General features: G+C 52.4%; 27 protein-coding genes. 11 read left to right on the forward strand and 16 right to left on the reverse strand.

The window, feature by feature from the left end:
- Positions 1-9: 9 nt before the first annotated feature.
- The 9 genes from ACERJC_RS13415 to ACERJC_RS13455 form a co-directional block, all read right to left on the reverse strand.
- Entirely contained in the window at positions 10-915 is a 906-nt protein-coding gene (locus ACERJC_RS13415; RefSeq protein ID WP_152402281.1) for a fimbrial protein, read from the reverse strand.
- A gap of 16 nt (positions 916-931) precedes the next feature.
- Entirely contained in the window at positions 932-1,432 is a 501-nt protein-coding gene (gene fimG / locus ACERJC_RS13420; protein WP_152402283.1) for a type 1 fimbrial minor subunit FimG, read from the reverse strand.
- Between the two features lie 12 nt (positions 1,433-1,444).
- Positions 1,445-1,972: a type 1 fimbrial adaptor subunit FimF gene (fimF, locus tag ACERJC_RS13425; RefSeq protein WP_373671870.1), complete on the reverse strand. Its 528-nt coding sequence runs from the start codon at positions 1,970-1,972 to the stop codon at positions 1,445-1,447.
- Positions 1,973-1,982: 10 nt separating this feature from the next.
- A complete protein-coding gene (locus tag ACERJC_RS13430; RefSeq protein ID WP_373671871.1) occupies positions 1,983-4,619 on the reverse strand; it encodes a fimbrial biogenesis usher protein in 2,637 nt (878 codons plus the stop codon).
- Between the two features lie 77 nt (positions 4,620-4,696).
- Entirely contained in the window at positions 4,697-5,398 is a 702-nt protein-coding gene (locus ACERJC_RS13435) for a fimbria/pilus periplasmic chaperone (RefSeq protein WP_284554097.1), read from the reverse strand.
- 56 nt (positions 5,399-5,454) lie between these two features.
- Positions 5,455-5,994, reverse strand: coding sequence for a type 1 fimbrial minor subunit FimI (gene fimI / locus ACERJC_RS13440; protein WP_373671872.1), 540 nt, complete (start codon positions 5,992-5,994; stop codon positions 5,455-5,457).
- Between the two features lie 68 nt (positions 5,995-6,062).
- A complete protein-coding gene (gene fimA, locus ACERJC_RS13445; RefSeq protein WP_152402290.1) occupies positions 6,063-6,611 on the reverse strand; it encodes a type 1 fimbrial major subunit FimA in 549 nt (182 codons plus the stop codon).
- 494 nt (positions 6,612-7,105) lie between these two features.
- On the reverse strand, positions 7,106-7,702 hold the full coding sequence (locus ACERJC_RS13450) for a tyrosine-type DNA invertase (protein WP_152402293.1): 597 nt from the start codon (positions 7,700-7,702) through the stop codon (positions 7,106-7,108).
- 468 nt (positions 7,703-8,170) lie between these two features.
- Positions 8,171-8,776 (reverse strand): tyrosine-type DNA invertase, encoded by a 606-nt coding sequence (locus ACERJC_RS13455; RefSeq protein WP_286632326.1) that lies wholly within the window; start codon positions 8,774-8,776, stop codon positions 8,171-8,173.
- A gap of 842 nt (positions 8,777-9,618) precedes the next feature.
- Here ACERJC_RS13455 and ACERJC_RS13460 point away from each other — a divergent pair.
- Both ACERJC_RS13460 and ACERJC_RS13465 read left to right on the forward strand, forming a co-directional pair.
- The gene (locus ACERJC_RS13460) at positions 9,619-10,194 is read left to right on the forward strand and encodes an LOG family protein (protein WP_373671968.1); all 576 of its coding nucleotides are present in this window, start codon (positions 9,619-9,621) and stop codon (positions 10,192-10,194) included.
- A 167-nt stretch (positions 10,195-10,361) separates the two neighbouring features.
- Entirely contained in the window at positions 10,362-10,886 is a 525-nt protein-coding gene (locus tag ACERJC_RS13465; protein ID WP_152402295.1) for an HD domain-containing protein, read from the forward strand.
- On the opposite strand, the gene ACERJC_RS13470 is transcribed toward ACERJC_RS13465, so the two are convergent.
- Positions 10,883-11,506 carry an ECs1377 family protein gene (locus tag ACERJC_RS13470; RefSeq protein ID WP_373671873.1) on the reverse strand — a complete coding sequence of 208 codons (624 nt, stop codon included), beginning with the start codon at positions 11,504-11,506 and terminating at the stop codon, positions 10,883-10,885. The two genes, ACERJC_RS13465 and ACERJC_RS13470, sit on opposite strands and share 4 nt — an antisense overlap.
- Before the next feature lie 334 nt (positions 11,507-11,840).
- On the opposite strand from ACERJC_RS13470, the gene ACERJC_RS13475 reads away from it, so the two are divergent.
- Entirely contained in the window at positions 11,841-12,338 is a 498-nt protein-coding gene (locus ACERJC_RS13475; protein ID WP_373671874.1) for a hypothetical protein, read from the forward strand.
- A 45-nt stretch (positions 12,339-12,383) separates the two neighbouring features.
- On the opposite strand, the gene ACERJC_RS13480 is transcribed toward ACERJC_RS13475, so the two are convergent.
- A complete protein-coding gene (locus tag ACERJC_RS13480) occupies positions 12,384-12,866 on the reverse strand; it encodes a YqeJ family protein (RefSeq protein ID WP_152402301.1) in 483 nt (160 codons plus the stop codon).
- A complete protein-coding gene (locus tag ACERJC_RS13485; protein WP_373671875.1) occupies positions 12,859-13,713 on the reverse strand; it encodes a winged helix-turn-helix domain-containing protein in 855 nt (284 codons plus the stop codon). Before ACERJC_RS13485 ends, ACERJC_RS13480 begins: the two co-directional genes overlap by 8 nt.
- An 814-nt stretch (positions 13,714-14,527) precedes the next feature.
- Here ACERJC_RS13485 and yjdI point away from each other — a divergent pair.
- Together yjdI and ACERJC_RS13495 are read left to right on the forward strand one after the other, a co-directional pair.
- Positions 14,528-14,758, forward strand: coding sequence for a 4Fe-4S mono-cluster protein YjdI (gene yjdI, locus ACERJC_RS13490; protein ID WP_152402305.1), 231 nt, complete (start codon positions 14,528-14,530; stop codon positions 14,756-14,758).
- 12 nt (positions 14,759-14,770) lie between these two features.
- Entirely contained in the window at positions 14,771-15,043 is a 273-nt protein-coding gene (locus ACERJC_RS13495) for a GNAT family N-acetyltransferase (protein WP_152402307.1), read from the forward strand.
- Between the two features lie 39 nt (positions 15,044-15,082).
- On the opposite strand, the gene ACERJC_RS13500 is transcribed toward ACERJC_RS13495, so the two are convergent.
- Positions 15,083-16,015, reverse strand: a complete 933-nt coding sequence (locus ACERJC_RS13500) for a LysR substrate-binding domain-containing protein (protein ID WP_373671876.1) — start codon at positions 16,013-16,015, stop codon at positions 15,083-15,085.
- A gap of 113 nt (positions 16,016-16,128) precedes the next feature.
- A complete protein-coding gene (locus ACERJC_RS13505; protein WP_152402312.1) occupies positions 16,129-16,623 on the reverse strand; it encodes a DUF1097 domain-containing protein in 495 nt (164 codons plus the stop codon).
- Positions 16,624-16,877: 254 nt separating this feature from the next.
- On the opposite strand from ACERJC_RS13505, the gene ACERJC_RS13510 reads away from it, so the two are divergent.
- The 6 genes from ACERJC_RS13510 to ACERJC_RS13535 all read left to right on the forward strand — a co-directional run bounded on the left by ACERJC_RS13510 (position 16,878) and on the right by ACERJC_RS13535 (position 23,775).
- Positions 16,878-17,483: an ankyrin repeat domain-containing protein gene (locus ACERJC_RS13510; RefSeq protein ID WP_373671877.1), complete on the forward strand. Its 606-nt coding sequence runs from the start codon at positions 16,878-16,880 to the stop codon at positions 17,481-17,483.
- Between the two features lie 39 nt (positions 17,484-17,522).
- The gene (locus tag ACERJC_RS13515) at positions 17,523-18,386 is read left to right on the forward strand and encodes an oxamate carbamoyltransferase subunit AllH family protein (RefSeq protein WP_373671878.1); all 864 of its coding nucleotides are present in this window, start codon (positions 17,523-17,525) and stop codon (positions 18,384-18,386) included.
- Positions 18,376-19,923 (forward strand): acyl-CoA synthetase FdrA, encoded by a 1,548-nt coding sequence (fdrA, locus tag ACERJC_RS13520; protein ID WP_373671879.1) that lies wholly within the window; start codon positions 18,376-18,378, stop codon positions 19,921-19,923. The genes ACERJC_RS13515 and fdrA overlap by 11 nt, the downstream gene beginning before the upstream one ends.
- Positions 19,923-21,341 (forward strand): YlbE family protein, encoded by a 1,419-nt coding sequence (locus ACERJC_RS13525; RefSeq protein WP_152402321.1) that lies wholly within the window; start codon positions 19,923-19,925, stop codon positions 21,339-21,341. The genes fdrA and ACERJC_RS13525 overlap by 1 nt, the downstream gene beginning before the upstream one ends.
- 88 nt (positions 21,342-21,429) lie before the next feature.
- Positions 21,430-22,380 (forward strand): carbamate kinase family protein, encoded by a 951-nt coding sequence (locus ACERJC_RS13530; RefSeq protein ID WP_152402323.1) that lies wholly within the window; start codon positions 21,430-21,432, stop codon positions 22,378-22,380.
- A 12-nt stretch (positions 22,381-22,392) separates the two neighbouring features.
- Positions 22,393-23,775, forward strand: coding sequence for an amidohydrolase family protein (locus tag ACERJC_RS13535; protein WP_373671880.1), 1,383 nt, complete (start codon positions 22,393-22,395; stop codon positions 23,773-23,775).
- 15 nt (positions 23,776-23,790) lie between these two features.
- On the opposite strand, the gene ACERJC_RS13540 is transcribed toward ACERJC_RS13535, so the two are convergent.
- Positions 23,791-24,516 (reverse strand): fimbria/pilus periplasmic chaperone, encoded by a 726-nt coding sequence (locus ACERJC_RS13540; RefSeq protein ID WP_373671881.1) that lies wholly within the window; start codon positions 24,514-24,516, stop codon positions 23,791-23,793.
- Positions 24,482-25,819, reverse strand: a complete 1,338-nt coding sequence (gene stbD / locus ACERJC_RS13545; protein WP_152402330.1) for a fimbrial usher protein StbD — start codon at positions 25,817-25,819, stop codon at positions 24,482-24,484. The genes ACERJC_RS13540 and stbD overlap by 35 nt, the downstream gene beginning before the upstream one ends.
- Between the last annotated feature and the right edge of the window lie 5 nt (positions 25,820-25,824).

Genomic DNA, 25,824 nt, shown 5'->3' on the forward strand with positions numbered 1-25,824 from the left:
CTTCCCGTATTACTGATAAACAAACGTCACCCCGATGATTGACTGAACATTTCCCGCCGTAACCTGTCCGCTGGTTCGCGCGTAATTGGCCGTTAAGCCGAGGCTCACGGCAGAGGTGCTGACCGTCCCTAATGACACGGTGCTGTTGGTGGGGACGACACTGCCGTTGCGCGTGAGTTGGACGCCAATGCCCAATGCCGGAGAGGACGATGCGGTATTGGTGAAGATTGAACTGGCGGAATCCGCCGTGGTTCCCGAGAGGTAATACGCCAGTTTCTGGCTTTGCGCGCAGTAAACGGTCAGAGGGATGGGCATGGAGCCAGGGTAGTCAGGCAGGGTCACCGTCACGTCGCGGGCGGAGACGTCGCAGCCGCCGGTAGGAATGACCACATTGTTGTTGGCGTAGATGTTCCAGACGAACTGAAAGTCATCGCTGTCTTTGCTGTTGGTCTGGCGGAGAATCAGTTTGGCAATAAGCGTTCCGGTGCTTATCGCCACGCCGCCGGCAGAACTGATCGGCGTCAGATACAGTACGGTCGGCCAGGGTTTATCGATTTTCGAGTCATAGATCATCCGCGCGGTTTCGCTGGTGGTGGGAAACGGGTAGCTGGAACCGTTGTATTTTACGGTGCCGGAAAAACTCGCTAACACGCCGCCGTAAGCGGATCCCTGCTGGAGAGTGACATAGTCGGTTATGGTTTCAGGATAATCGTTATGACAAAAAATCTGCGTTGAGAGATCGACGACCAGGTTTTGCCCGACGTTCACCGCCGGTGCGAGGTCGACATAGACATTAGCGCTGCCGCCGCCAATAGGAATTGTCGCCCCGCTAGCGGTTTTGCAGGCGAAGGACCAGGCATTGACCGACCAGCCCAACAGTAGCAACGTCGTCAACAGGGTGATGATTTTTTTCATTAACATACTCTCCTGGTCAGGCATAGGTGTAGGTCACGTTAATCACAGCCTGGATCGTTCCCTGGGTTGCGCCGCCATTGACGGATATCGCTCTGACCTGTAAAGGAAAACGGGTAGCCTGCGTGGCGTCATCCACCTGAACAGACTTTGTCGCGCCGGTGTTCAGTCGGTTACCGCTGTCATCCTGGAGTTCAAGCTGGATATTTCCGGCGCTCCCCTGATTTTTGTAATAGCCGGTACTGTCGGCCGTACCGCTGAAGCTGGCTGTAACGCGGGACGTACCGACCGGACAGTTGCTCAGATCGAGCGCCACGGTATGCCACGCGGAGGTGGAGCCGGCCGAGACCAGACTGAAGGTGTAGAGATCGCCAAGCTCGACGGTGGCATTGGTGGTGGATACCGTGCACGGTTTCGCTACCACTTTTCCGTTCACGGTAATTGTCACGTCGGCTGCCTGTAGCGTTGAGGGGGCTGCCAGTATTACAGCCAGTAGCCAGCCGGGTTGAAACCATCTCATCAGAGCCTCCGCTTACTGAAATTCAAGAGTGAATGTCGCTGTTGCATTAACGTGTCCTGGCGTGACGGGCACCTGCGTCGCCATCAGGCGGGCATAAAAGTTCAGCGTGTTGGTCTGGCCGGGCGTCAGGGTGGTCCAGGGTAGGGTGGATGATCCGGCATTGAGGGGCAGCTCCGTCTGCTGTCCGTTGAGGATCTGGATCCCCATTCCGGCCGCCGCCGAGTTTCCGCTGTCGAGTTGCAATAAATGGGTGTTGTCATTATCAGCAATACCGATAAAACCGACCTTCACCGCAGTGACTGAACTGCCGCAGGGGGAGAGCACAATACGGAACGGGACGGGAGGCGTGGTCGCCCCGACGCGGCTGAACTGTTTTGCTGCGTTATCCAGTAGATCGACAGTAAAATCTTTGGATTCGCCCGCCACCGCACAGGCGTTATCCCTGACATACCCGCTGATCGTAATGGTGCTGTCGGCGGCAAGCGCGTTAGCGGCAGCCAGTGAGAAAACGACACCCAGCAGATAAAGACGTTTTTTCATCATCATGTCCTTAGCGGCACTCCGCCGTGAGCTGAATGAGTCGTTGTTGCTGGTTCTCTGCGGTCAGGCGGTAATCCGCCACGCAACTGGCGCTCGCAGCGTTCCCCCATTTCACCTGCACCTTTCCCGCCAGCGGCATGCCGCTCAGATAAACCAGACCGTTATCGGCGACGATGCTGCCGCTTTTATTGCTGTCAGAGGTGACCATTGCGCCAAACGGAACCGGTTTGCCGTTGTGGATTAGCGTCATCAGCAGTTTCATCCCGACATGGGCATTAAATTCTGCACGGACGATCGCACCGTGCGTGGGTACGACGCTGATGACGGCATCATCGAGATCAACGTTGTCAGCGAGCGTATTGGTATTCAGCGCAACCCGGTTTTCGCGGTATTCGGTGGCGTAAGGCAGGACGGCGTAACCCCGCCAGTCGGTACGGACTCCGGTCTGGTTTTCGACTTTCACACCCTCAGCGCCCGGTGCTTTTATTAACACCACCGTGTCATTGAGCGGTTGGCTCAGCGTGACGCCGTTAGCATGCGCCAGTACGCCACCGCTCATCCCGTAATAGAGCTGTTTGAGACCGTCACTACGGCTGTAACCGACGTTGGCGTTGCCGTAACTGCTGCGGTAGTTCAACGCGGCATAGCCTGTGCTGCCGCTGTTACCTTCACCGCCGCCCGCATAGCCGGTTTGCACGCTGTAGCTGAGGTTATTGTCTTCCAGCAAGGTGCCATACAGCCCCGCCAGGTTGGTCATTCGACCGTTAAGGTCGTTCGACATGCTGTAGCTGGCGCTGGCGTGTCGCCAGACGGACTGGCTGTCCGATCGCAACCAGTGGCTGAAGGGGATATTGACGTTAATCGCGAGCATCTGATCGCGCCCCTCCTGCCAGGCGTTTTTGGTCAGGCTGTAACTCAGTGTCCAGTTGATATCGTCGATGGCGGTGTTCAACCCAGCCTGCAACTGTTCGTCGGCGCTGTCGGTGCCCCAGTATGTCTGGTGGCTTCCACTCAGATAGAGCGTGGCGGTGCGGCCTAACTGTTGGGTCAGACTCACCTGCACTTTGCCGCGCTTGTTATAGGCGAGGTTGTAGTAATCCGTGAATTTTGGCTGTACCTGAATGACCCCATCCTGCGTTTCAACGCTATAGCCGCTCATACGACGGTAAGTGGTATCGGCAAAGCTAAAATAACCGCGTGTGGAGTAGCGATAGCCCACCAACTGGATGTTCGTGCCAACGTCGCTCAGTGATTTGTTATAGAGAAAACGTACCGACTGCCCCTGATGTTTGCTGTCATCGGGCAGGGTGGCATTGGCCTGAGTGACATCAACCGACAGCGCCCCCAACACCCCCATATTTTTCCCCACCCCCAGATTGAAGGCGCGGTAGCGGTCCGCCAGTTGAGTGCCGCCGTACAGGGTCCAGCCTGCCGGAAGGCCGTGGAGCACTGTGCTCTGAAAGAACGTCGGTTCTTCCTGCTGATCGTTACCGCTACGGTACTCTCCGGCGGTGACGGCATAACGGGTATGGCCTTCACGTTGCAGCACCGGAACCGAGGAGTAAGGAACGGTGAAATTCTGGCTGCTGCCGTCGGTTTCCTTGATGGTGACCTGCAGATCGCCACCGTTACCTGCGGCATAAAGATCGCTAATGGTGAAGGGGCCGGGCGGTACCGTGCTGTGATAGATCTCATAGCCGTTTTGTTTAATGGAGACCTGTGCCGTACCGCGGGCAATACCGTGGATCACCGGGGCGAAACCTTTCTGGCTGTCCGGCAGCATATTGTCATCAGAGGCGAGTTGCGCGCCGCGAAAGTTAATACCGTCAAAGACATCGCCGTTGGTATAGCTATCGCCGAGCGTCAGGCGCGAGCGTAACGGCGTGATATCCCGTTCCAGCCAGGTATTGACGTGCTGCCATGTGTTGTCATTACCAGAAGATCCACCGCCGCTACTGTAGCTCCACGTGGTATTGTCACGCAGACGCCACGCACCAAGGTTAAGCCCACTTTGCAGGTTCAGATACGCATAATTGCTGCTGCCGCCGATGTCGTTCTGGACAGTGTTACCTGTGAAGTTGTAGTTCAGTAACCCTGCCGTAATACCGTTATCCCATTGTTCCGGCGGGATATAGCCCCGCGCCTGATTACCCATAAACGCCTGAGGGATAGTCAGGTGCAACTGCTGTTGCCCCACGTCTAAACGTGCGGTAGCGTCTTTAATCATCTCCGTTAACGGAACGCAGGCGTCGGTCGCCAGCGCATCCATTCCATTCACTGATGCGGTGTTAAGCCCCATCGCCGCGAGTTGTCCACGCGTCAGGCAAGGAGCCAGTTCGTGACTGTTTTCGCTGGCATGGAAGGTGACATCGCGGGTGGTCATATACCCGTCATTCAGCCAGATATCGACGCGGTACGTGCCGGGGGGCAACTCATGCCCTTTCTCAAAACCGGAAAGATCCGCGACGGCAGATGGATCGTCCGCCAGAAAACGCGGGTTAAAATAGAGCTCTGCCCGCGCGGAAAATGTCTGCAAAACGAGCAGAAGGGCAAGGGCTGTCTGCGCAATGATGCCTGCCAAACGTGGCGCGTACTGCCGTATACGGCGGGAGCTCAAACGGTCGAGTCCAAATTTCAGATATGACATTAGTCCCTCCGGTTCGAGATCGCCCGGCTGTCAGTTCTTTTTTTATTCAGGGATGACGCTGGTTTCCCCGTGCGTTATTACATTGCGCCTTTCATGCGCGGCGTCAGCGCGCCATAGTCATTAATGGTCTTATAGGTAATTTCGCTGCCTGCATCGGCGGGTAATGCCACGCGGGTTTCGCCCATCGGTGGGACGAGTGCATTTTCCAGCGTTCGGGTGCCCGCGCTGAGTTCAGTCACCGTCAGGTAGTACGGCGTTGGATTGATCAACGTCAGCGAGCCTGCGCTACGGCGAAAGGTGAGTTTTTCGGGGGCCTGATCCGGCGACAGTGCGAGTCCGGCCGGACGGTAATACAGCTTAATGCGGCTGATAATGGCCAACTGTAGGGTGTTGTCGCTGAGCTTCGATTTGTCCATCGACGGGATCGCTTTGACATTCATCCAGAACAGACTTTCCCGGTCCTGGGGCAACTGATTATTGGTCGCATCGAGAATACGCAAGGTGTTCTCTTTTTTTCCCTGCATGGCAAACAGTGGCGGGGTAACGACAAAGCGTCCGTCTTTGACGCCCTCGGCATTTTCAACCCATGACTGGAGCAGATACGTACTGTTGTCATCATTGTTGGTGACCGCCAGTTGCACCTGTTTTTGACCCGCCGGATAAATCACCCGAGTCGCGCCCAGCGCCACGCCCGCTTCGGCCTGGGTGAAGGATCCCATAGCGGTTACCAGCAGCACGCCTGCCAGCAGACGGCGCATCATTGTGCGTGTTTTTTTCATGTTTACCCCTGTTGTTCTCACCGTTATTTCCTGTATCCGATATCTCTGCGGGTTAATTACTGGTAGGTCAAAGAGAACCAGGCCTGTGCGTTGGCGGTTCCTCCGGTGACCTGACGTCCGGTAGAACGATATTTCGCTACGAAATGCAGTGTGGTTGGCCCGCTGTAGAGGCGCGATCCGCTAACCGGTGGAAGGTTAAGAGGAAGTTGGCTGCCTTCTTGATCAAATAACGCTATCCCAATACCGGTGGCGATCCCTGGCCCTTCCCCCACGGAGAGGACATCGGGGTTTTTCCCATCGGCAATGCCATGAAACGTCACCCCGACACGTTGGCTTACGGCTGTATTGCACTCCTGGAGATGAATGTCGAAAGGGACAGGGTTGGCATCTTCCCCTGCCGCATGAAATCGATTGCTGCTGATCTGCCCCATTTGCACGGTCATCTGACGATCGCCTGCCTCAACACGGCAGGATTCGGCAATGATGACGCCCTGAAAACGCATGCTTCCGCTGGGCAACGTGACATTCCACTTGTTTCCAGCCAGCGCGCAGGCGGGGAGTAAAAGCATCAGCAGTCCTGATTTCATCCTGTTCATCGTTATCACCTCAGTCCCATTGCGGATAACAGGCCGTCCTGGCCTCATTCGCTTCCCTGCCTGATGAATTACTGGTATTGAACTTTGAAGGTGGCGTCAGCGTTAGCAGTACCGGCTGTTGCTGCGCCCGTTGCAAAGTAACGGGCCTGGAACGGGATGATGTTGGTGCCATCGTTCAGGGTTGTCGCGGCGCTAAAGGTTGCGCCGTCCAGTGCCAGTGGGGTGCCTTTGTTGTCGAGGATCTGGACGCCAACGTTGGTGGCGCTACCGGCTGCGGAGCTCTGCAACGCCAGTACGGTGTTATTGGTGGTATCAATCGCCGTGCCAGAGAACGCCACAGAGGCTTTGGTTGATACGCTGGTATCACAGTCATCAAGCTGAATGTTGAAACCGACGGAAGAACTGGTACTGCCCGCCGTCGCCAGTTTTGCCGAGCGAACCTGACCAAGCTGTACGGTTTGATCGACAGAACCGGCATCGACGGCGCAGGCGGCGTTAACGACTTCCCCTTTAAAATGCACTGTACCGCCGTTTACCGTGGTGGTATCGGCCAGAGCCGCCGCGGAAGCCAGAGACAGAGCTGACATAGCAACGATAGCCAGTGTTTTAATTTTCATGCTGTTTTCCTTTAAACAATATCGATATAACGAACCCAAATGGGCAGTCGTTATGCCTTCCAGGCATTCCATGTTTCAACAGAATGGTACGACTGCCGGTTCTGCACAGTTTTCGCCCAACGAATGAGACAATTGGGGCCATTTTGACTCATTGGGATAAATGTCTTGAAATGGCTCTTGTTGTTTCATTTATCGGATTTTTATGTTTTGTTTTTGTGTTTTATAAATACAAAAAACTGCATTGTGATTTTTAACAGGCGGGCGGATACAGGGCAGAGTTCAGAGGGAGAAATCCCAAAAGTCTTTAAACGCGGAGGTGAGTGAGAAAAAATACTGAGGATAATGCTATTCTAATCAACGAGATAATTAGTGATTTTTGATAATGCTCAACTTGTTAGTTGCAAAGCTTTACGCATTTTTTTTATGATATAAACAGTTTGGCCCCAATTGACCTATTCATGCAAAGACTTCCCTTTCTATATCAATAAGTTATCTTATTTCTTTTTCTCCTGTGAAATGACTTCTAACAGACTGCTCCTCTCCCATAATCCGGCAAAACGTGCGGCGTTGCTGGCGGTGTAACGGACGGTATGGCGAATATTACGGTGGCCAAGATAATCCTGAATCAGGCGCGTATCTGCCCCCCTTTCGGCAAGTTCATAACCGCAGGCGTGACGTAACATATGGGGATGGGTATGGGTGACGGTTCCGGCATCAATACCTGCAGCCCGAATAATACGATACGCTTGTTGGCGAGAAAGCGGTGTCCCCCGGCGGGAGATAAACACGGCGTCAGTCCGGCTTGCGCCTCTCCAGTCTGCTCGCGCCTGACTCCAGCGTTCAACGGCCTCACGCTCATCAAAACGCAGTGGATGGATGGTGGAAAAACCGTTTTTTAGTCGACGGATATTGATTCGTCCCTCGTTAAGATCGAAGTCGCGGTAATGCAGATCGAGGAGTTCACTGATGCGCATACCGTGACGGAATGCCAGTAAAATAAGGCAATAATCTCGCTCCCCGGTCGCGCCATGCCGGGCGGCCAACATCATAGCGTGTACTTCTTTGCCGGTAAGATAACGACGTCGATTCACAATACATTACTCCTGAAATATGTTTCTGATAGTGAACGCCTGTAGCCAACATCATGCGATTAAAAAATAATCTGCGATGTTAAAGGCATATTATATTTAGGGGATTAATCACAGTTTGTGATTACATCACTTTTACACACGCAGCTATTATTGCTACATGATAAATCTTATTTTTATTGATTTTATCAGGTGCGACAATAGCGTCTGTGGTAGACAAAGTCAGGTGTATAAATTTAAAAGAAAAATAGTTACAGACGGTAGTGATTCCCGCGAAGGTTTGTTTGCTGAAACGTTAACTTTGGTAAAAGACATATCATTGTTAATTACAGGGATATAATAAAATTGTTTAATTTTAATGCAAATAAAGATATGCGTGAATAATAAGCATAATAAACATAAGGTTAAATATTATTAATGTCTCGTAAGCCACGGGGTTGTTTTTTAACACCATCCATGGCGTTGAAAATGTCACAGTGAAATAGCATTATGCTGTTTGAGTTTAGCGTCATCCCAGATACCGTAAAATCGACCTGCATTACTGGCAGTGTACCAGACGGTATGGCGAATGTTACGGTGCCCCAGGTAATCCTGGATGAGACGGGTGTCGATCCCCATATTGGCTAACGCAAAACCGCAAGAGTGACGAAGCATATGTGGATGAATTTCAAGCGGGAGTCCTGCGTGATCGCCCGAGGCTGAAATGATTTGATAAAACTGTTGGCGAGAAAGAGGATTCCCTTTTCTTGATAAAAATAACCACTCACTGTTGGAATCGGGATAGGCGGCACGAATAACCAGCCAGTTCTTTAATGCCTGAATTTCTTCACTTAATAATGGATGCGTTGTCGAAAACCCCTTTTTCAGACGGTGAATATAAATGCATCGTGATTTGATATCAATATCTGAAATTTGCAGGCGACAGATTTCACTGGCGCGAAATCCATGAATAAAACACAGTAATGTCAGACAGTAATTGCGGGTAGCGTTTGGTCCGGTATTTGCTGCTTTGAGAAGCGACTCTATTTCATTTTGAGTCAAAAAATTCCTCTTCTTATTATCTGCGCTGTTTTTCATTAGGTTCCCTTTTGATTGCAGGTGTGCACTCATTCTGCTGATTCCCATTAATCCAATGGTCTTATCCGGTTTTAGCTCATTATTTATTAGTACAGCACGGTAGGCGTAAATCGTATACAACACCGCTACGTCACAGAAAGACTTAACCGGATAATGAAAATGGCTGTATGTTGTTACGTCATAGCGTCGTGCCATTATCGACTGGTAGCCTCCTCTTATCTTGTGTTCGGGGTTATCTTGCTGAATCAAAAAAATTTATTGCTGCTCTAAGATCGAGTCCATTCTGGAACATCCTGAATGATGTGCGAGGGACTTCGCTGAAGGCGGAGAACAACATAACAACCTCGCTAGCATTCACTGTAGAACCACAACAATGACTAAACAATACTGCAAAAACCACAGAGAGAATAGTCATAATAGGTATGACAACCGCGTTAAGAGATGTGCCGGGTATTTAACCGGGAGCGAAATGCTCCCGGTTTATCATGCGAAAGGTGCAATGATACGGGTATATTTGACTGACAGGGGCGGGTGGTAAAATTAGAATACAAATGTGATGAAATATTTTGCGACAAATAAAACGTGAGCGGCGGAATAATAACGCTTGAAATTACTCTTGTCCGGACAAAGGTGTTTACGGGTAGCGTTCTAAAGAGACAGCGCTGTTTTCTGATATTGTATTGCTGCTGACATTACGCCTCATTTTGGTAATTACTGGAACTCACATGATCGGTACTTTCTTTTTTCAGTCTGACATAGTGTATTGCGTCCCTTTGAATTATGCTGTTCCGACATTGCGTTACTGAAGATTTACGGATTGGGTGATGACTGAAGGAAATGATATGAAGTCTATCGGTATTTTTTGCGGTTCATCTGAAGGCCATTCTCCTGTTTACATGCAGGCCGCGCGCGAAGCCGGAACCTTTCTGGCCCAGGCTGGACTGGGTATTGTTTTTGGTGGTGGTCGGGTTGGATTGATGGGGGCCGTGGCGGATTCTGCCCTGCAACACGGTGGGCACGTGACGGGGGTGATCCCCGTGTCTTTGCTTGAACGTGAAATTGCGCATACCGGGCTGACAGATTTGCAGGTCGTTGAGAATATGCACCAGCGTAAAGATCGCATGGCTGCGCTGTCTTCTGCTTTTATCGCCTTACCCGGCGGGGCTGGCACCCTGGAAGAGATTTTTGAGCAGTGGACGTGGGGACAACTGGGCATCCATAACAAGCCCTGCGCGTTTTATAACATGAACGATTTTTACCAACCGTTGCAGGCCATGGTACAGAAGATGGCCGATGAAGGTTTTATGAAGCATAGCTACGTGGATATGCTGTTTTTCTCCAATTCCTTGCCGGAAATTGTTGAGTATTTTGCGACGTATACGCCGCCCGTTTCCAAGTGGACGGCGAGCCAGAATTAAGGCAGTGACAGCCCATCAGCCAAACGCCTTCTCAGCGTTGAGTTCCCTGGGAAGGCGTGCGATGAGCGTTAAAAGATATTTACAGGATAAATGTAAGTACGTAGTGTCTTCAGGGATGTCCTGGCACCGCTGACGCGGGCAAAAACGGTAAGGAAACAGGAGAACGGATGAAATTTATCGCCACCTTAACCGGGCAACACATTGACTACAGCGATATTCGACCGGAACATATCGTGATTGAAGACATCGCTGTGGCACTGTCGAACATCTGTCGCTTTGCCGGACATGTGCCTGAATTTTACAGCGTCGCCCAGCACGTGGTTCTGTGCAGCCAGTTAACACCGCCAGAGTTTGCGCTTGAAGCGCTGCTGCACGATGCCGCTGAGGCCTATTGCCAGGATCTTCCCTCGCCGCTAAAGCGTTTGCTTCCTGAGTACAAAGAGATTGAAGCGCGGCTGGACAACGCCATTCGTCAGCGTTTTCATCTTCCTCTCACGCCGAGCAAGGTGATCAAGCAGGTGGATCTGATGGTGCTGGCGACTGAGCGGCGCGATCTCAAGTTGGATCCCGGAAATGACTGGCCGATGCTGGCAGGCGTGTCGCCCACGACGCGGCTGACCGTCAATCCGCTGATGCCACGGCAGGCGCGAGCGCTTTTTTTATCCCGCTTTCAGGAACTGACAACGGGTTAAAGATGGTATGCCGTCACGGTTCTGTGCGTCCCGGTCAGTGAATCGAACACCTCGACATCCGACGCCTGAACAGGCATCCCCGATGCGCGGAGCCGCTGTATATCTGCGGCAATTCGCTGGATCCCCAACCAGAACAGCCCATCCAGGGCGTTAACCTGCAAACCGCTCTCCAGCGCCAGGCGAAGCCGTTCTTCGGGGTGTTTTGTCTGACTGGCTACCTGCTGATAGGGGGCCGTGGTAATCGTTTCCTCATCCATACGGCGAATACGCGACGACAGACGATAACGAAAGGCATCGGGGACGCGACTGAGATCGGCACTGATGCTGTAAACCTGCCCACGGCGTTTATCATTAATCAGGACGTTTTTTTGGGTGAGGGCAAACTCTTTCCGTAGTTTATCGATCAGTTGCGGGGTGCGGGTGAGCAGTAAACGAAAGGGCAGTTCGAAGCTGGTCACGTAATCGACGTTGAGCAGCGCAATACGCAGTCGTTCTTCAACGCCAGCGTTCTCTTGTTGGCACTCCGCCAGAACCTCCTGCCATTGGCTGGTAATACGCGGCGACTCGTTGATTTCAGTGAAGTGATATTTCTCAATCAGGTAATCGATACGCCTGGTCATTTTTTTCCCCCCATCCCATCTGCCTGTGCGCTAGTGGCACAACATAGCATAGAGAAAAAGACAGAATACAGAAAGAGACGAGTTATCATCCATTTAAGAATGTTTAAGAATTCAAACTAAAATCTATATTTTCAATAAGTTAGGGAAATCATGTCAGTTAAGACTTTTTAATTGAGGTATTCAATTATTTCCTAATATAGTTTTAATACCGCGCCAGATGATATAGCAGAACGGAAATAAACGGCAAGTTAAATGGATTATTAATACGGAAGTAAAAGCGATGACGATATATATTATAAGCAACAATAACTTTTTGCAGGACGGGATAGTCTTGTTGGCAAAAGAGGCCAACCTGGAAATTGTGAAAGAAACCATGCACCACTTGCCTGTAGAAAAACTCACTTTCGACGATACCGTGATTTTGCATCTCAATCTGTTCAACAAAAGTTGTGCCAGGGAAATATCCCGTCTCAACAAAAAATGCAAGTTGCTGATTATACTAAATTCTGAGCGCAGCGCACTGGTGTTTGATGCTGACATGATTGTCAGTGCCCGACAGTCCCTGCTGGCACTGACGATGATTATTACGCGTCTGGCGAGCATGGAAAAGCGGCAGGTTATCCGGAATCATATTCTCAATCGCGTCGAGAAAATGATTATTTGTGAATCGCTGCAGGGAAAAGATATTAACCTGATTGCCGAATCATTGGCGTTGCCTCCGAAACGGGTATACACCTATCGCAATCTCGCGTGCAAGAAATTGGGGGGCCACAGGGTCCACGATCTGCTGCTAATCAAAGATAATTTACTGGAAGAGACGATGTTTTTGTAAAAAACGTCAGCCCTGTTAAGCCCAGAGCTGACGGTGGTATTCCGTTTAGCGGGCGCAGTACAGCAGGGGGCGTTTTCCGATGGTAAACAGGAACCCGTGGACGCCCTGATTGAGAATAGAGTAACTCACATTCTTATCGGGATAGACGTAGAAATCAGGCAGAATATTGGCTAATAACGCATCCGGTAACGTCTCGATGATTTCGAACTTATTGATTCTGGTTGAGTGTAAGTGATACGAATCCTGGTTTTCTGTCCAGTTATAGGCGACATCTCGTCTGATCCGTCCTTTAAGTTTGTTATCTTCAATGTAGGTCCCGCTGACGGCCACGATGCCGTTCTGATTCTTCAGGGAATACATGTAATTCAGCGTAATATTTGCGCGCGCGTTTTTATGAAACACCACCAGCGACATCGAACATTCCTGTTTATCGTAATGTTTAGCCATAAGAACATTGTATATCGCGCCGATGAGCACACCCGCGAGTAAAAACACCGCACTCATCATCATGATCGTTTTTTTACTCACTTCCTACTCCACGAAAAGAGAGTGTGATACAACCCGGAATGGCTGATTTCAGGTAATTCTTGCGACAGACAAGAACGGCTAATCCGGGAGACGTTTGTGACAGCGGAAAGTACACCCAGGGATACTTTTCGCAATCGAGGCCAGAACCCAAAATCAACGTCTTGAAGCGTGCATAACTGTTTTTATTATCGTGGCTGTCATCCGTGATATAGAAATGACAGCCTTTGTCCTGCTCGACGAAGGTATAGCCAGCGAAGAAAGGCTTCGTATCACTAAAGTGCCAGGCAAAGTTCATGCCGATTGCACCGATGAAAAATGCCGTTGCCATGGCGATGATACCGACGAAGAGGGGCAATCTGCTGCGCTTACTCTCCGTTACCGTATGGGCAGGAAGTGCAGTTTCTTCCGGTGTAAACTCCGGCTCAGCGTCAGCGTCAGCGTGGTACTCGATATCCAGTTCATCCTCACCCTGTAGGGTTTCAGAAACCACTTCATCAGCCTGATCTGCCGCAACGCGGGCGATTTTAACGCTTTTGTCGATTTGAAATCCTTTGCGCGGTACCGTGGCGACCAGGATTCGGTCGGTCTCACCGACGGCGCGTAGGCCACGACGGACAATAGAGATATTCTGATAAAGGGTGTTTGCTGGAACCAGCATTCCTTCATCTTCCCACACCTTTTTGAAAAACTCCTGCTGAGTGACCACGTCCGGCGAAGCCTCAAGCAGCAAAAGCAGACAACGGCTGGCAGGCGTTGTCAAAACGACGTTAATTTCTGGATTAGTCACAGAAATTAACTTTTTATTGTCAGGTCTGAATTCAATATTATCGTTAATAATCCAGTACATATAGGTTCACGATGTGCGAAAGTTATAAAGAGTAGAGACTTAAGTGTAGAAAACTCTGAACATAGTATTACATATACTATGTGCGAACACAGTAAGCCGTTTGATTTATGAAACTAATGTTTTTGTTCTATAGTTTCACATATGTATATAGACAATAAGGAATTTTGTTAACAAAATTAGTGGTTTCTGCCGCTATGTTTAATCCGGTAGTGTAATCGTCTGAGCATTTCAATGATTAAACTCAGATTGATTACTGCCGTATTGCGCAAATGTTGGTTTTATGTCAAAAAGATCAAACGGTTAGTTTGATTATCAGGCGTTGGACTGGAGAAGCGGATAAATATATTGTACTTGTCATGTTCATTTTGTAGTGACTCCTGCTGGTATTCTATCCCAAATGGCGTTAGTCGATGACTTTCTGCTTATAAATACGTCATTTCGACTGTCTGACTATCAACTGCGTGGAAAAAAAAAGAGTAGGAATCTGTTTCAACACGTTGATTTAAGATTCATCATCAGACAATCTTCCCTTTATGTAATCACGCTTCTTGATTAGTATTTTTTTAATGAAAACAAGGGTTTTTAAATCATTTATTTGAATAAAATATTATGCCGACACAGCATTAAATAGTCAATTAGAACGAATAACCTTAAATACTGTGAAATGCATAATATAAAGTCTTAAATATCTCCATAACTGGTTTTTTATCCTTAGTGATAAGGGAAAGGTGAGTATTTACTCATCTAACATTAAAATCGTAACGGGGACATTCACACGCTATGCTTAAGGGATAAACAAAAATGAGGCAATGTCATGGATAAGCAACTTGAGGATGCGGGTTACCGCGTCTATACCGGCGAGAAAATCGATGTTTACTTCAATACGTCGATTTGCCAGCACTCCGGAAATTGTGTACGCGGTAGTGCTAACCTTTTCAATCTGAAACGCAAACCGTGGATCATGCCTGATGAAGTTGATGTTTCAACGGTGACCAGGGTTATCGATACCTGCCCAAGCGGGGCGCTGCAATATCGTCATAAATAAAGCGAGGGAAAGATGGAAATACGGGAAGGCCACAATAAATTCTATGTCAATGATGCGCAGGGGAATCAGGTCGCTGAAATTGTTTTTGTTCCGACCGGTGAACATTTAAGCATTATTGAGCATACTGATGTCGATGCCAGTCTGAAAGGACAAGGCGTCGGAAAACAGCTGGTGGCGAAAGTGGTGGAGAAAATGCGCCGCGAGAATCGCAAAGTTATCCCTCTTTGTCCGTTTGCCAAACACGAGTTTGATAAAACGCGTGAGTATGACGATATTCGGGCCTGATAACATGCCGGACAATGCGCCTGAGCAGTCCGGCTAAATTTACCCTTCCCGATGCAGTAAATCCTCATAGATACCGGTTAATATCCCCTGCGGTCCAAACTCCTTTTTGATCCACTGGGTCACCTGACCGGTGGCGGAGTGCTGGGTGGCGAGCAGCATCCGCGAATCCTGACGTGGATTATGGATCTGCCGCGTGACCAGCAGCGAATCTTCCATCGCTTCATGCACCATGTAGTCCGGTAGAAAGCCAATTCCTGCACCGAGGATCTGACACTGGCATTTGGTATTGAAATCCGGCACGAGAATCGATTCCTGACCATGCAGCAACCAGCCCACCTTTTTATTAATGGTATGCGCGGTATCTTCCACCATGATATTCGGGTAGAGGCGCAACTGGCTTTCGGCGATCGGCTCTGGCATGAAAGCCAGCGGGTGATCCGGTGCGATCGCAAATGCCCAGCGAATGGCGCCAATTTCAGTGTAATCAATACCGCCGCCGTCCAGCAGCGTGTCGGGCGCGCCGATGGCAATGTTGGCCTGGTTGTTGATGATGGAGTCCCAGACGCCGTTATACACTTCGGTGGTGACCGTAATCTGGCAGGTCGGAAACTGCTTCTTCAGCACCTGGAGCAATCGCGCGGTATGTTTTGGCGTATACAAGAGCTGATTAATGCAAATACGCACCCGCGCCTCAATGCCCTGCGCGATGGTATCAATGCTGCGCTTAATGGCGTGAAAGTCGTTTAGCAGGTCGGTGGCCTTGCGAAAAAAGTAGCGCCCCGACTCGGTGAGTTCAATACTGCGGGTATTGCGGGTAAACAGCACCACATCAAGACCCGCCTCCATTCGTTTGATCGTATAGCTGATGGCTGAAGTCGTCAGGCCCAGCTCCTCCGCCGCCTTGCTGAAACTGCCAAAACGAGCGGCTGTGGTAAAGGCCAACAGGTTTTCTTCCGTAAAAATTGAATTCATGCACTGGTTCCTGTTCCGATCGGCGGTCGTCGCGTCTCCCCGGAGATGACTGTATTGGCTGGGCTTGCCATTGAGCAATCACTTTTGAATAACTTTTAATACCTGAGTCGGGCTCAGGCACGGTTTTTCGACGTGGATTCACTCAGTTTCCGCCCGGTGTACTCCGAGATGAAACCCACGCAGTTCCCGGCTAAAAAGCCCAGTAGCGTCACCGTCCAGTTCAGCCCGGTGGCGAAAAACAGCGTCATGCCAAGGAAGCCGCCAGGAATAAACGAGGTTAACCAGAAGCGCCCCTGCCAGACGATGACGGCGGAAAACGGTACGGTCATGACCACACCTGCCCAGAACGAAGAAAGCCCGCTCGCGGAAGCCAGCCATCCGGAGGCCAGCGCCGCCAGAAAGGCCCAGACGGCACCGGTGTAGTTCACAAACAGGCTTTTCACAAACCCCGCCTTGCTCCCTCCGGCAGCATAGAAGCTGCAAAACGCGACAAAGCCAATGGTGCCCAGTAATTCCCAGCCTGGAGCCAGCCCAACCCTCGAGGACACCATCTGCCAGAGACCTGCACAAATGCCGACAGTAATGCCTGTTGCGGTGAGTCCGTTCATCTTTATCTCCCGTTATTAACGTCTGGATAGAGTGGTTTCGTCCAGCAACTATATAGAAAGAAAACCCGATTGAGTTAAGGGGAATAGCAGCAAAGAAATAAAGGGTGCACTACAGCACAGTCTGTGCGGATTGTTAAAAACCATTCAATAATTAATCCGCTTATGGCGAATAAAATTTAAGCGGGTTCTTTTCTATAAATTTCGTTGCTATTCTCAGTCCATCAGATACAGCCACAAAAATCAGGGGAATGATCATGACAAATACCAGTCTGATGACAGACTACCTAATGGCTGCTCAGCAAGGGGATGTGGAGAAATTAACCGCCTGTCTGGCGCAGGGAGTGGATGTGAATACCTGTAACCGCCAGGGGCAGACGGCCATTATTCTGGCGAGCCTGCATAAAAAATATGACTGTGTTACGGCGTTAATGAGCGCAGGCGCGGATATTAATCAGCAGGATCAGACCTGTTTAAATCCTTTTCTACTGAGCTGTCTGAATAACGATCTCACTCTTTTACGCTTAATTTTACCGGCCAGCCCCGATCTTAATCGATTAACGCGTTTTGGCGGCGTGGGATTAACGCCCGCCTGTGAAAAAGGCCATCTTGATATCGTCAACGAGCTACTCACGCAGACAACGATTAATGTGAATCACACTAACTTTGTTGGCTGGACGCCGCTACTGGAAGCCATTGTGCTGAATGACGGCGGTGCTACGCAGCAGGCGATAGTTGCCTTACTGCTGGAAAAGGGGGCCAGTCCACATATGACCGATAAATACGGTAAAACGCCGCTGGAACTGGCACGGGAAAAAGGCTTTGAGGCGATCGCCCAATTGCTGATTGCCGCAGGAGCCTGACGAAGGAGAAACGTTATCGACACCCCACAACGGCGGTGTGTGCAAGCGCTAACTGCGGATGCGGGCTTTCTCTGCGAACGCGGTAGTGGGCGGGTCGAACAGGTCTTTTCCCGGGCGGTCAATCTGTATCTCCCGGCACAGCACCAACTACTGACGCTGCTGTGTGAAGAGTATGACAACGCGCCCAATAGCGCCCGGTTAGCACTCACCCACTTTGACGGCCTGTTCCGGCCTGGTGAGTTGGTTCAGTTTCATCCTTCGGGAATAACGGTGGGTGATGATAAATGGATAGACAAGACATCCTGTCATGACTGGCACATGCCGAAACTGCAGCTGAGTCCCGAAAGGTTCCGGCAAATTCCCTGGCAACGGTGGAGCGAACTTATCCATCAACAGTTACGGGAGAATGAGACATTATTTCTCTGGCGCGGAGATAATCCATTTTATCAGGCAATTTGCCACGAACTACAGCGTCGACGAAATACGTTATTACGTGCAATGCGAAAAGGAACCGAAATTGCGCCCGCGGTAATCCAGATGATGGGGTTAGGTATTGGCCTGACGCCCTCCGCAGACGATTATCTGGTTGGCCTGAGCATTATTTTATTTATTGCTGGTCATCCGGCGGAAAAATACAAGGAGGCATTTTGTTCGGCGCTGCAATTGGGCAGGGAAAATACCACGCTGCTTAGCGCGATTACGCTGGAAGCGGCATTTGAACAACGTTATCGCGAAAATATTGCCGGGTTTATTCGCTGCATGATTAATGAACCCAACGGCTTTTCTATCCAGTCTATTGCCAATATTAAAAATATTGGCTCAAGTTCCGGTTGCGACATGCTGTATGGCATGGCGGATGCCTGCGCGCTGAGCCAAATATATGGAGGGAATTATGTCAGTTAAGATAGTCATTAAAAAGAATACCTATTTTGATTCCGTGTCGCTTATGTCCATTTCCACCCGCGCCAATAAACTCGACGGCGTCGATCAGGCGTTTGTGGCGATGGCGACCGAGATGAACAAAGGGGTGCTAAAAAATCTGGGGTTGTTGACGCCGGAGTTGGCTGAGGCGAAAAACGGCGACCTGATGATTGTGATTAACGGCAAAGACGGCGCAGACAACGATCGGACGCTGGCGGCCATTGAGGCGTTGTTCAGCAAAAAAGCGGAAAGCGGCTCGCACGAAGCGCGTTATGCCACGCTGGCCAGTGCGAAAAAGCATATTCCGGACAGCAATCTGGCGGTGATTTCGGTTAACGGCCTGTTTGCTGCCCGTGAAGCGCGCCAGGCGTTGCAAAACGATCTGCACGTGATGCTGTTTTCTGACAACGTCTCTGTTGAAGACGAACTGTCGCTCAAACAGCTGGCGCACGAAAAAGGGTTGCTCATGATGGGGCCGGACTGCGGTACGGCGATCATCAACGGTGCTGCACTGTGCTTTGGCAATGCGGTCCGTCGCGGCAACATTGGCATTGTGGGCGCCTCGGGGACCGGTAGCCAGGAACTGAGCGTACGCATTCATGAATTTGGCGGCGGCATCTCGCAACTGATTGGCACCGGCGGACGCGATCTGAGTGAGAAAATCGGCGGCCTGATGATGCTGGACGCCATCGCAATGCTGGAAGATGACCCGGAAACGGAAATCATCGCGCTGATCTCAAAACCGCCTGCCCCGGCAGTCGCGCGTAAGGTACTGGAGCGTGCGCGTGCCTGCCGTAAGCCCGTCGTGGCCTGCTTCCTTGGGCGAGCAGAACCGCCAGCTGACGAGCAGGGTCTGCAGTATGCTCGCGGGACGGAAGAGGCGGCACTGAAAGCGGTGCTGTTGAGCGGCGTGAAGAAAGCATCGTTAAACCTGCATTCGCTGAACGAGACGCTGATTGCCGAAGTGCGCGCGCGTCTGACCCCGCAACAGAAGTACATTCGCGGTCTGTTCTGCGGCGGCACGCTGTGTGATGAAACCATGTTTGCGGTGATGGAAAAACATGGCGACGTCTACAGCAATATTCAGCCCGATCCGGCCTTCCGCCTGGCGGATCTGAATCGCAGCGTTAAGCACACCTTCCTCGACTTTGGCGATGACGACTTCACCAACGGTAAGCCGCACCCGATGATCGACCCCACCAACCGTATCAGCCGTCTGCTGCAGGAGGCCAAAGATCCGCAAGTGGGTGTGATCGTGATGGATTTTGTGCTTGGCTTTGGCTCGCACGAGGATCCGGTTGGTTCCACGATCGATGCGATCAAAGAGGCGAGAGCGATCGCCGCCGCTGAGGGGCGTGAGCTTACGATCCTCGCCTATGTGTTAGGCACCGATCTCGATGCCCCGTCGCTGGAAAAACAGAGCCAGATGCTGAGCGACGCGGGCGTGATCCTGGCAAGCAGCAGCACCAATACCGGTCTGTTGGCGCGTGAATTTATCTGCAAAGGGGAGGAAGCCTGATGAGCCAGTCACTGTTTACCCAACCGCTGAACGTCATCAACGTGGGTATCGCAATGTTTAGCGACGATCTGAAAAAACAGCATGTCGATGTCACCCAACTTGACTGGACGCCGCCGGGCCAGGGCAACATGCAGGTGGTGAAGGCGCTGGACAGCATTGCCGATTCGCCGCTGGCGGAGAAAATCGCCGCGGCGAACCAGCAGGCGCTGGAGCGGATCATTCAGTCACATCCGGTGCTGATTGGTTTTGATCAGGCGATCAACGTTGTGCCGGGCATGACGTCGAAAACCATTCTCCACGCCGGTCCGCCCGTTACATGGGAAAAAATGTGCGGCGCGATGAAAGGCGCGGTCACCGGCGCGCTGGTATTTGAAGGGCTGGCAAAAGATATTGATGAAGCCGCTGAGCTGGCGGCCTCCGGTGAGATTATCTTCTCGCCGTGCCACGAGCATGACTGCGTCGGTTCGATGGCGGGTGTCACTTCTGCTTCCATGTTTATGCACATTGTCGAAAACAAAACTTACGGCAACATTGCGTACACCAACATGAGTGAGCAGATGGCGAAGATCCTGCGTATGGGAGCCAACGACCAGAGCGTGATCGACCGTCTGAACTGGATGCGTGACGTGCAGGGGCCCATGCTGCGCGATGCGATGAAGATTATCGGTGAAATCGATCTACGCTTAATGCTGGCACAGGCGCTGCATATGGGCGATGAGTGCCACAACCGTAACAACGCGGGCACTACGCTGCTGATTCAGGCGCTGACGCCGGGCATCATTCAGGCCGGTTACCCGGTTGAACAACAGCGTGAAGTGTTCGACTTTGTTGCCAGCAGCGACTACTTCTCCGGCCCGACGTGGATGGCGCTGTGTAAAGCGGCAATGGACGCGGCGCACGGTATCGAATACAGCACGGTGGTAACCACGATGGCACGTAACGGCGTGGAGTTTGGGCTACGGGTTAGCGGCCTGCCGGGTCAGTGGTTTACCGGTCCGGCACAGCAGGTGATTGGCCCCATGTTCGCAGGGTACAAGCCGGAAGACTCTGGACTGGATATCGGCGACAGTGCGATTACCGAAACCTACGGCATCGGCGGTTTTGCGATGGCCACGGCACCGGCTATCGTTGCACTGGTCGGCGGAACGGTGGAAGAGGCGGTCGATTTCTCCCGACAGATGCGTGAAATCACGTTGGGCGAAAACCCGAACGTCACCATTCCGTTACTGGGCTTTATGGGGATACCGACGGCGATCGACATTACCCGCGTCGGTAGCAGCGGCATTCTGCCGGTGATCAACACCGCGATTGCGCATAAAGATGCCGGTATCGGCATGATTGGCGCCGGGATTGTCCACCCGCCGTTTGCCTGCTTCGAAAAAGCGATCCTGAGCTGGTGCGAACGCTACGGCGCATAACCACTCACTCCCCGGCGCTTTCTGAGCCGGGGGTTCTTTCTCAACACACACAATAATCCCATCACACTCTGTACCGGAAACCTACACGATGAAAGAACTTGTGGTCGTTGCCATTGGTGGCAACAGCATTATCAAAGATAACGCCAGCCAGTCGGTTGAACATCAGGCCGAGGCGGTGAAAGCCGTCGCCGATACCGTACTGGAGATGCTGGCATCGGACTACAATATTGTGCTGACCCACGGCAACGGCCCGCAGGTTGGACTGGATTTGCGCCGTGCGGAGATCGCTCATGAACGTGAAGGGCTACCGCTGACGCCGCTGGCAAACTGTGTTGCCGATACGCAGGGGGGAATTGGCTATCTGATCCAGCAGGCGCTGAATAACCGACTGGCGAAGCGCGGCGAGCAGAAAGCCGTCACCGTCGTCACCCAGGTGGAGGTGGATAAAAACGATCCGGGATTTACCCATCCCACTAAACCCATCGGTGCGTTCTTTAGCGAAGCCCAGCGCGATGAATTACAGCGGGTTAACCCTGGCTGGCGGTTTGTGGAAGATTCCGGGCGCGGCTACCGTCGGGTTGTCGCGTCACCTGAACCGAAGCGCATTGTTGAGTCGGAAGCGATTAAGGCACTGACTCAGAAGGGCTTTGTCGTTATTGGCGCGGGCGGCGGCGGGATCCCGGTGGTGCGTGGCGAGCAGGGCGATTATCAGAGCGTCGATGCGGTTATCGATAAAGATCTCTCTACCGCGCTGCTGGCGCGCGAGATTCAGGCGGACATTCTGGTTGTCACCACCGGCGTTGAGAAGGTGTGCATTCACTTTGGCAAACCCGAACAGCAGGCGCTGGACTGGGTCGACATCCCTACGATGACCCGTTATATGCAGGAAGGTCACTTCCCGCCGGGCAGTATGCTGCCAAAAATTATCGCCAGCCTGGCTTTCCTCCAGCATGGCGGCAAACGCGTCATCATCACTACGCCTGAGTGCTTGCCTGCGGCCATTCGCGGCGAGACGGGCACCCATATCGTCCATTCATAACAGGAAGCAACGATGAAGGAAAACAAAAGCCGCCGTGAGTTTTTGAGCCAGAGCGGGAAGATGGTCACCGCCGCCGCGCTATTGAGTGCTGGTGCGCCGGTCGCCTATGCGGCAACCTCTGGTGCAGCAACCTGTGACGCCAGAGGCACTATGACGATTAACGATACCCATTACTACCTCGACAACGTCCTGCTTGAGACGGGCTTTGACTATGAGGGCTCGGTCGCGGTTCACACGCGTACGACGCTGCAAACCGTGGAGATTCAGGCGGGCAAAATTGTCGCGCTGCGCGACAACAAAAGTCATCCGGACGCCACGCTGCCGCATTACGATGCGGGCGGCAAACTGATGCTGCCGACCACGCGCGACATGCACATCCACCTCGATAAAACGTTCTACGGCGGGCCGTGGCGTTCGCTGAACCGTCCGGCAGGCACGACCATTCAGGACATGATCAAACTTGAGCAAAAACTGTTGCCAGAACTGCAGCCCTATACGCAGGAACATGCCGAAAAGCTGATCGACCTGCTGCAGTCGAAAGGGACCACCGTGGCGCGCAGCCACTGTAATATCGAACCGGTCTCTGGCCTCAAAAATCTCGAGAATTTACAGGCGGTACTGGCACGGCGTAAAACGGGCTTCGATTGTGAAATCGTGGCGTTCCCGCAGCACGGCCTGTTGTTATCGAAATCAGAACCCTTGATGCGTGAAGCGATGCAGGCCGGCGCGCACTATGTCGGCGGGCTGGATCCGACTAACGTCGACGGCGCGATGGAAAAATCTCTCGATACTATGTTCCAGATCGCTCTCGATTATAACAAGGGCGTGGACATCCATCTGCATGAAACCAGCCCGGCGGGCGTCGCGGCGGTGAAGTATATGGTTGAAACGGTTGAGAAAACGCCGCAACTGAAGGGCAAGCTGACCATCAGCCACGCCTTTGCGCTGGCGACGATGAATGCACAGCAGGTTGATGAGATTGCCGCACGCATGGCGGCACAGCAAATATCCATCGCGTCAACGGTGCCGATTGGCACGCTGCATATGCCGCTTAAGCAGTTGCACGATAGCGGCGTGATGGTGATGACCGGCACGGACAGCGTGATCGACCACTGGTCGCCTTACGGTCTGGGCGACATGCTGGAGAAGGCTAACCTTTACGCCCAGCTCTATATCCGTCCCAATGAACAAAGCCTTTCCCGCGCGCTGTTCCTTGCGACAGGTAACGTGCTGCCGTTGAACGAGAAAGGTGAGCGTGTCTGGCCGAAAGCGCAGGATGACGCCAGCTTTGTGCTGGTGGACGCCTCCTGTTCTGCCGAGACGGTTGCACGTATTTCACCACGACGCGCCACGTTCCATAAGGGACAACTGGTGTGGGGAAGCGTCGCACGCTAAACGGGGGAGAGCCCGCTACGGTTGCGACGAGATGGTTTTTTCGTAGTGCCAGGCAGTGCCGTGATCGTTGATCGCGTCATAGCGGATCGACGAACACGGCGCACCACGTCCCTGTAGCGGTACCGGGACAGTAGAAAGCGGTGCGATCATGACGCCGCTTGCACTGCCGGCTTCACAGCTTATTCCGGCCAGCGTGATATGCCACGGGGTAGGGTTGGTTATTTGCAACTGATTCTGTGGTCCAGCATACGTCACGCGCAGCTTTTCTGCGTCGCTTTCCTGGAGCGCGCCAATGCCCTGCGGACGGATAAACAGCTTCATGCGGATGCGTAATGGCAGTACCACTTTTTGTGCCGCCTGCGCATCGGTCTGCGTCATGGGGGGAATTTGATACACATTCAGCCAGTAAAGCGCTTCACGATCGCGCGGCAGGGCGGCGGTGTCGGTGAGTTGCAGCGTAATGCTGCGCAGCTCGCCGGGCTGCATTTTAAACACCGGCGGCAGCGCGATGACGGGCGTCGTCTCCTCGTTGGGCTGGCTCGACGGATTGCCCGTATCGGTCCAGACCTGAACCAGTGCCGGCTGCTGCGGGGAATTAATCAGCGCCAGCGACGTGCTTTTGTCACCGGCATTAAAAATCACTCGGGTCACTTCGCTATTCACTACCGCGTGGCTGGAGAACGGCAGAACGTTCAGTAGCAACGCGCTACTGAAAGCTAACCACCACCTGAAGTTGTGCATAAACCGATCCTGCTGTAATGGCTTCGCCAGGAATTGCTTCCAGCGAGGCGGTGAATTCACCGTTGTAAAATTCGGTCGAACCGCTTGAGGTTTTACTGGTTAAATCGGCATAGCCATACCACCCTCCGGCGTTGCCCGTCGCGGTCGCCGTCAGATTCGGCAACAGGTTGATGGCGCTGCCGCCCAGTTTTTCGCTGTAAATACGAATGCCTACGCCGGACGCCACGCCGCTGGCGCCGTAATGGTTATCGAGCAGCCAGGTCCAGGCCCCCGATCCGGTCTTGAGCCCTAACTGGTTCGCCGCATTCGCCGCCGTCAGGTTATTCACCAGAAACCCCATCGCCACATTCGCTTTGCTGGTGGTCGAGACCGCAGTACTGGAAATCGCACCGGTTTCGCATTCGACGGTAATGTTAAAGGGCGTCTGCGCCGTGCCGCCGCCGCTCAGTTCACCGACGCTAATCGGCGGCAGGCGGACGATGGCGGGATAGTCGTCGATCCGACAGGCGGCGCCGCGCACAAAGTAACTTTGACTGGTGAGCGTCCAGCCGCCTGGCCACTGCATGGCACCCCAGCCGTCGTAATTGGTTCTGCTGTCTGCGCCGTCAAAGAGTCCGGAACTCATGCCACCGCCGTGAAAGGCGATATAGCCCGCCGGCCCCGCGTAGGTATAGCCATAGCGATTTGAACCGTTCACGCCTTTCGACGCGTCATCAACCCGAAAAAGCTCAACGAAAACATCGCTGAAGGCGCTGCCCGGGATGTAAATATAGGTCCCGTCATTAAACATCTCGCTTTCAGGGATGAGGCGTGTTTTCCAGTAGCGCGAGTAGTATTGCCCGGTTTTCAGGTTCGTCAGTCGGAGCGCCACGTTTTTGACGTAGGTGTAGTACGCGCCTTCAATACCCGCAACCGCTTCTCTGCCGCCCCAGGCGTCATCGCCGTTGGTGGCGTAATACTCATACACTTTGCCGATTTCTGCGACATCACAGCGGAAATAGATTTGGTTGGCGTTGACGCCCTGGGTGCGGCCGTTAGGCACAAAGCTGGCCGTTGAGCTGGCGAGCAGCGTGCCTTCACTCTGAAAGCCGGTGCCGCTGCTTAAGGTGATGACGCCGGGCAATCCCAGTTTGCCTTTTACTTCGCTATCGCCAACGCCACCCCAACTGGCGCCGACGTAGCCTGCGTCTTTTGCCACCTGCGACAGGTCGTTGGCTGAGGTCACCCTTTTACAGGCAGACCATGCGGGCGGTGTCAGTACGACAGCGACCAGCAGTAGCGGGAGGACAGAGGATAATTTCATGAGTC

Source organism: Citrobacter telavivensis (assembly GCF_041807075.1).
Lineage (GTDB): Bacteria > Pseudomonadota > Gammaproteobacteria > Enterobacterales > Enterobacteriaceae > Citrobacter_A > Citrobacter_A telavivensis.